Source organism: Noviherbaspirillum sp. (assembly GCF_036846085.1).
GTDB lineage: Bacteria > Pseudomonadota > Gammaproteobacteria > Burkholderiales > Burkholderiaceae_D > Noviherbaspirillum.
The window spans coordinates 1-6,246 of sequence record NZ_DAIUCO010000290.1 but is presented as its reverse complement, the minus strand read 5'-3'; the positions used below and the strand labels follow the sequence as shown (position 1 = coordinate 6,246).

General features: G+C 61.1%; 5 protein-coding genes. 3 read left to right on the top strand and 2 right to left on the bottom strand.

Annotated elements, in window-relative coordinates; genetic code table 11:
* The first annotated feature begins 130 nt into the window (after nucleotides 1-130).
* Nucleotides 131-859, top strand: a complete 729-nt coding sequence (locus V7080_RS22675) for a glutathione S-transferase (protein ID WP_334190649.1) — start codon at nucleotides 131-133, stop codon at nucleotides 857-859.
* 79 nt (nucleotides 860-938) lie between these two features.
* Here the strand turns inward: V7080_RS22675 and V7080_RS22670 are convergent, their stop codons facing one another.
* Nucleotides 939-3,164 (bottom strand): DUF1631 family protein, encoded by a 2,226-nt coding sequence (locus tag V7080_RS22670; protein ID WP_334190648.1) that lies wholly within the window; start codon nucleotides 3,162-3,164, stop codon nucleotides 939-941.
* A gap of 339 nt (nucleotides 3,165-3,503) precedes the next feature.
* Here V7080_RS22670 and V7080_RS22665 point away from each other — a divergent pair, with 339 nt between their 5' ends.
* Together V7080_RS22665 and V7080_RS22660 are read left to right on the top strand one after the other, a co-directional pair.
* Entirely contained in the window at nucleotides 3,504-3,758 is a 255-nt protein-coding gene (locus V7080_RS22665; RefSeq protein ID WP_334190647.1) for a helix-turn-helix domain-containing protein, read from the top strand.
* Nucleotides 3,751-5,022 (top strand): type II toxin-antitoxin system HipA family toxin, encoded by a 1,272-nt coding sequence (locus V7080_RS22660; protein WP_334190646.1) that lies wholly within the window; start codon nucleotides 3,751-3,753, stop codon nucleotides 5,020-5,022. The genes V7080_RS22665 and V7080_RS22660 overlap by 8 nt, the downstream gene beginning before the upstream one ends.
* Before the next feature lie 41 nt (nucleotides 5,023-5,063).
* Here V7080_RS22660 and V7080_RS22655 read toward each other — a convergent pair.
* The coding region (locus V7080_RS22655; protein WP_334190645.1) for an efflux transporter outer membrane subunit at nucleotides 5,064-6,246 on the bottom strand (1,183 nt) is incomplete at its 5' end.

Here is a 6,246-nt window from a genome sequence, read left to right as displayed (position 1 = left end):
TGGCGACACGGTGGGAAGATGGGGGTTTTGATAGGGTCATGAAAATCCGGCACGGAGGAAGGTCGTCGCTGCCCGGCGACGGTGGGCGCCATTATAAGTGCCGCGCCCGCATCATCGAGGAGAACCGCAGATGCGCTACGAACTGTATTACTGGCCGAACATCCAGGGCCGCGGGGAATTCATCCGCCTTGCGCTGGAAGAGGCGGATGCCGACTATGTCGATGTGGCAAGGCGGGCGGAAAGCAGCGGCATGGGCATGCCGGCGCTGATGCATTTCATGGAGGAAGCGGAAGTGATCCATGTACCGTTCGCGCCGCCCTACCTGAAGGCCGGCGACCTGATCATCGGCCAGACGGCGACTATCCTGCTTTTCCTTGGCACTCGCCACGCGTTGGCGCCGGATGACGAAGCCGGGCGGCTATGGACGCACCAGCTGCAGCTCACCATCGCCGACCTGGTGACCGAGGCGCACGACACCCATCATCCAGTCGGCAGCGGCTTGTATTACCGCGAGCAGAAGCCCGAAGCGCTGCGGCGTGCGGCCGACTTCCGGGAAGTGCGGCTGCCAAAGTTCTTCGATTATTTCGAGGCGGTGCTGGAGCGCAATCCAGAAAGCGATGCGTACCTCGTCGGCAACGTGTTGACTTATGCGGATCTATCGCTGTTCCAGGTGATTGCCGGGCTGCGTTATGCCTTCCCGCGTGCGATGCGGCAGCTCGAACCCGGCTATCCGTTAATCGTCGCCCTGCACGACAGGGTGGCGGCGCGCCCGCGCATCAAGCGCTACCTGAACTCGACGCGGCGGCTGGCGTTCAATAACGACGACGTGTTCCGGCATTACAGGGAGCTCGATGCCTAACCGAACGCAGGAAGCGCAGGCGGGCGAAAAGCAAAAGGGGAAGATCGCCTTCCCCTTTTTTTGAACGATGCGCGGTCGATCAGGCGGCCGACTTGCCGTTCATCTCCGGATCGTTCGCACCCACGCTTTCCAGCGCTTCGGCCAGCGCACGGCCGACGAGCTGGTCGGTGGAAACCATCCTCACCCGCTGTTCGCGGAAGGTCTTCGCCAGGTTTTCGGCCGACATCGAGAACGATTCCTTGCGGTCGATCGTCGAGAAGATGTAGAGCGTGCGCAGCGGACTGATCCACGCCAGCCGCACCCTCGCCTTCGCGCCGTCGGTCATGTCGAATTCCATCCAGGTGCCCCGCTCGAGCTTCTGCACCATGAGGTCGGTATCGTCGGGCACCGGATCGGGTTCCTGGGTCGCCCGCTTCTGCATGCGCCGTTCGGCCGCCTGTTTGGCAACATCCATCGCGATTTCAAGCTGGCGCTGCGGCGACAGTTCGAGCGGCGCGCGCACGATCGATGCGTGGCATTCGGCGAGCTCGGCAAAAAATTGCAGCCGCTCGGCATCTTCCCATTTCAGCAGGTTCAGCCACTGGTTCAGCGAGGTCAGCATCGACGGCAGCTTGGCGATGAGTTCACGCCGCTCCGCCATCGTGATCTTCGGCTTCACGCTCCAGATCAGGTCGTCCATCGTCTTGACCGCATGCTCCACCGCTTCCGGCTTTTCATCCTTGATGCTGTAGGCCAGCGTCAGTACCGGCACCCACTTGCGTTCGAGGAAGCCTTCGACGAACCCGACCACGCCGCCGGTGCCGATGCGCAGCTTGACTTCGTGCTTGGCGACCTTGGTGGCCTGACCGATCTTTTCCTGCTTGAGCGCCTTGGTGATCGGCGCCGTCAGCGCCTGCGCGGCGACGGTTTCTTCTTCCTTGATGAAGGATTCGAGGTCCGACACCACGTCCGAGAAAACGGAAATCTGCTGGTCGAAGTCCTGCTGCACCCGCTCGACATTGCGCTTGATGGTCTGGTATAGCGGGTCGTCCTGGCCCTTTTTCCTATCCCAGCCGAGGCTGGACTTGGTGAGCAGCTCGATCAGCTTGCGCGCCGGGTGCTCGTCCTGGAAGAAAAATTCCTGGTCGATCAGCGCCGCCTTCAACACCGGCACCTGCAGGAAGCCGATCAGCGCCTTGATCTCCGTGGGAATGTTCTGGTCGCGGAAAACGACATCGAAAATCTTGGTCAGCAGGTCGATCTTGGTCTCATCCACCTGCGACAACGCGCCCTGCGGCGCCTGCTGCTTGATATTCGACAGCACCGCGGTGCTGTTCTGGGCCTGACCTGCGCCCGCCCCGCCGACAGCAAGCTGCTCGAACAGGTTTTTCTGCATGCTGGCCAGGTGCGCAAGCAGCTGGTTGCTGACCGCCGCCATCTGCAGCACTTGTCCCTGGAAGCTGTTTCCGGCGCCGTTTTGCGGCTGCTGGGGCAATTCCGTTCCGGCCGGCGCGGCCTGCGGGACCGGCGGTTTCGACGCAAACAGGTTCTTGAGCTGGTCCGACACGGCGCCGCTGGCTGCTTTCCGTTCCGTCTCTGCTTCCTTTGCGGCCGCCTGGGCTTCTTCCGATTTGCGCAGGCGGTAAGCCGGCCCATCCGGGGAAATACCACGCGCGGTCATCGCGTCGATGAGTTCCTGGTAAATCAGGGACAGGTCGAGGAACACTTCCGGTGTCAGCAGCGGCAGCACCAGCGGCTGGGTTTCGGATTCCGGGTCGAACTCCGCCCAAGTGTCGTTCAGCGCCGAAATAAAGACTTCGGGGCGGAACGGGTTTTGCAAAAGCGTCAATTCATCGCGGCCCAGCAGGCTGGCAAGCTGGCCGTTAAGCATGTCGAGCCGTTCGCCGTTGGCTGCTTCGATCGGCCGGCTCAGGCGGCTCAACCGCACCTTCTTGTCCATTTCCTCATAGGACACGAGCGTCAGCGCATCGTCGGTGGATTTTGCCGCTGCGGCGGCAGCCGGGAATTCGGTTTTCTGCACCGCCTGGCGCAGCACTTCCTCGACCCGGATCGAAGCCAGGTAATAGAAGGCGTAGCCGTTGTTCCGCAACAGGTTGGCGGCATTGAAGCTGAGATTGGCGGTTTTTGGATCGCCGCTAGCCTCGGACAAATTGAACAAGGCATCGGCGAGGCGCATGACGAACGCGTCGAGCTGGGTGTTGGCTGCGCAGGAAGCGATCGCAATCAGGCTGCGCAGGACTTCGTTGCCCTGGCCTGGAGCGGCGGGGGCGGCGGATGGCGTGTCATCGAGAGGAGAAAGAGCCATAGCCAACTACCTTGGGTTGGACAACGCAATAAAACGCCCGTGCGGATCGAGCGAAAAGCCATTTTTACACAAAATTGCCGTATAGCAAGATAAAACTGGAACTTTTTACCGCTTTTTTGTTTCTTTTGGCACTTAGGCAATGAAAGAAGCGTTACTCATACCATATCGAGATTAACGACAAAAAACGCGTGAACTTTACCCGGCGCAATACTGATTTTGCCGAACCGCTACGCCTATGGGAAGAATGCTACTCAGAAAAAATGATCTTTCCTATCAACCTTATGTGAAAAATTTCGCACTTTGGTCACATCTTGAGCATAAATGTGCAAAAATATGCACATGAGACCCGATCAAATTATCGCGGAAATCGTCAAGCGCAGGCACCTTCTGGGGCTTACCCAAGCGCAGCTGGCAGCCCGAGCCGGAATCAGCCGACGCACGATGGTGGCAATCGAGGCAGGCGCCCATGACATCGGCATACGAAAACTCATCCGTCTGCTCGACTCCACCGGTTTGACCCTGACGGTCAAAGAAGGAAAGGACAGGCCGACCGAGTCCGAGTTGAGCGAACTATTCAGGGAAGACGATGAATAAAAAGATTGCGCCGCTGCCGAAGACCAGGCAATTGCATATTCATTGCTCTCAAGGGTATAGCGGCTTGCTCACGCGTGAATCCCAAATCGTCTTCAACTATGCGACCGACCGGCCGGAGTGCGAAATCAGCCTGACCATGCCCCTCCGTGCCGCCAGTTACACCGCCAATATTCTTCCGGGCGTTCTGCGCCAGAATTTGCCCGAAGGATATTTGCTGAACTGGTTACATGAACAGTTCGGCAAAACCATGAAGATGGACGACTTTAATATTCTTGCTCTGACAGGCAAGGATATGATTGGCCGGGTGCGTTGCAGTCTCGATAAAGACGATCACAACGCCGCGCCGGAGCCGGAGGACCTGAAAGCCCTGTTGACATGGCGGGGATCGGAGGATCTGTTCGAGCATCTCGCACGCAAATATGCCGCCGGTTCCGGCGTGTCCGGCGTGCAGCCAAAGGTACTGGTATCGGCGCACCCCGACAAGGATGTGCTGGATAAAAGCACGATGAAGGACAAGAACCTGATTGTGAAATCAGGCGGCCACGACTATCCGGGGCTGGCCGAGAATGAATATCACTGCATGCGGATCGGCAAACTGGCGGGACTGGCGACGCCCGCCTTCTGGCTTTCGGAAAACCGCGAATTGTTCATCATCGAGCGTTTCGATATCGACGCCGAAGGCCGTTACCTGGGTTTCGAGGACATGACGGCGCTGACCGGAAGACAAAACAGCGAAAAATACGATGCCAGTTACGAGACGGCGACGAAAGTCATCGACCAGTTTGCCAGCGCCGCACACAAGACCGCATCCTTGACGGAGTTGTTCAAATCGATCGTGTTGTCCGTGGCGGTGCGCAATGGCGACGCGCACTTGAAGAACTTCGGCTTGCTCTACACCACACCGCAAACCGATAACGTACGCCTTGCGCCGCTGTACGACATCGTCAATACGACCTGCTATCTGCCCAAGGACGTTCTCGCACTGCGGATGGCCAAGACGAAGTCCTGGCCGTCACGAGAGACGCTGATTCATTTTGGCCGCACATACTGCCGGATCGACAGGCCGGAACTCATCATCGACCATATCGCCGGCGTCGCCGATTCCTATGTGCCGGATATCGAACCGGGTGACATATGGGCCTTGGTTAAGGCACAAATCGCGGTCGGGTCATCCAGCATCGGAGACAGGCGAAGGTATTCCGCCGTGCATTGGAAGCCGGAAGCGGTCGACGACGAAATCGAGCCACCCCGGCACGACGCATAACTCAAGGGGCGGCCGTCCTTACCGCCTGTTGATCGTCCGAATCACCAGCCCCCTCCCAGCGCCCGAACCAGCGCCACGGTGGTGGTCGCCCGGCTGCCGCGCAATTGCACGGCTACGCGCTCCACCGTTGCAAGGTTGCGCTGGGCATCCAGCACTTCCAGGTAGCTCGACCGCCCCGCCGCATACAGCTTGTTCGCCAGTTCGGCCGAACGCCGCGCCGACGCCACTGCGTCTTCAATAGACTGGGCCTGGCCCGCCAGCGTCCGCAAGCCGGCCAGATTGTCTTCCACCTCGGCGAACGCGGCGAGCACGCTTTGCCGGTAATCGGCGACCGATTCCTCGAGCGCTGCTTCGCTGCGCAGGATGTTGTTGCGGTTGCGGCCGCCGTCGATCACCGGCAGCGACATCAGCGCGCCGATCAGCCAGGTGCGGCTGCTCCATTGGAACAGGTCCGACAAGTCTTCCGATTGAAAGCCGCCGGCGCCGGTCAGTCGCAATGCCGGGAAGACCGCCGAACGCGCGATGCCGATCCGGGCATTGGCCGCCATCATGGCACGCTGGGCGGCGGCGATGTCGGGGCGGCGCTCCAGCAGGGCCGACGGCAGTCCGGCGGGAATGCCGGGGACGGCTACCGACTCCGGCAGCGGATTGCTCTGGAGTGCGAAGGCCGATGCCGGCTTGCCGAGCAGGACCGACAATGCATGCTCCAGTTGCGCGCGCTGGCGCTCCAGCGCGATCGCGTCTGCCCGGGTCGTGGACAATTCGGTTTTCGCGCGCGCCAGGTCAAGCTCGCCGATGTCGCCGATGTCGAACCGCCGCTGGTTGATGCGGACGTTCTCTTCCCGCGTGCGCACCGTGTCGCGCAGCAGCGCGAGTTCCGCATCGGTGGCGCGCAGGCGGAAATAGGTCTGCGCCACATCCGCCTGCAGGGCCAGCAGCACCGAGCGGTAGGTGGCTTCACCCGCCGCCGCGTCGGCCTGCGCCGCGCTGACATTCGACGCCACCCGGCCGAACAGGTCCACCTCATAGCTGGCGGTCAGCCTGCCTTGCCACGAGGTGCCGACCGGCATCGGCGTACCGGCCGGCAGGCCGAGCGACGTCGCCGATGCGCGGCCGCGCTGTCCGCCAAAATCCGCATTCACCGACGGAATCCGGTCGGCTTCCGCCACGCCGGCAAGCGCGCGCGCCTGCTTCACCCGCGCCGCCGCGGCGGCGAGGCTGGGG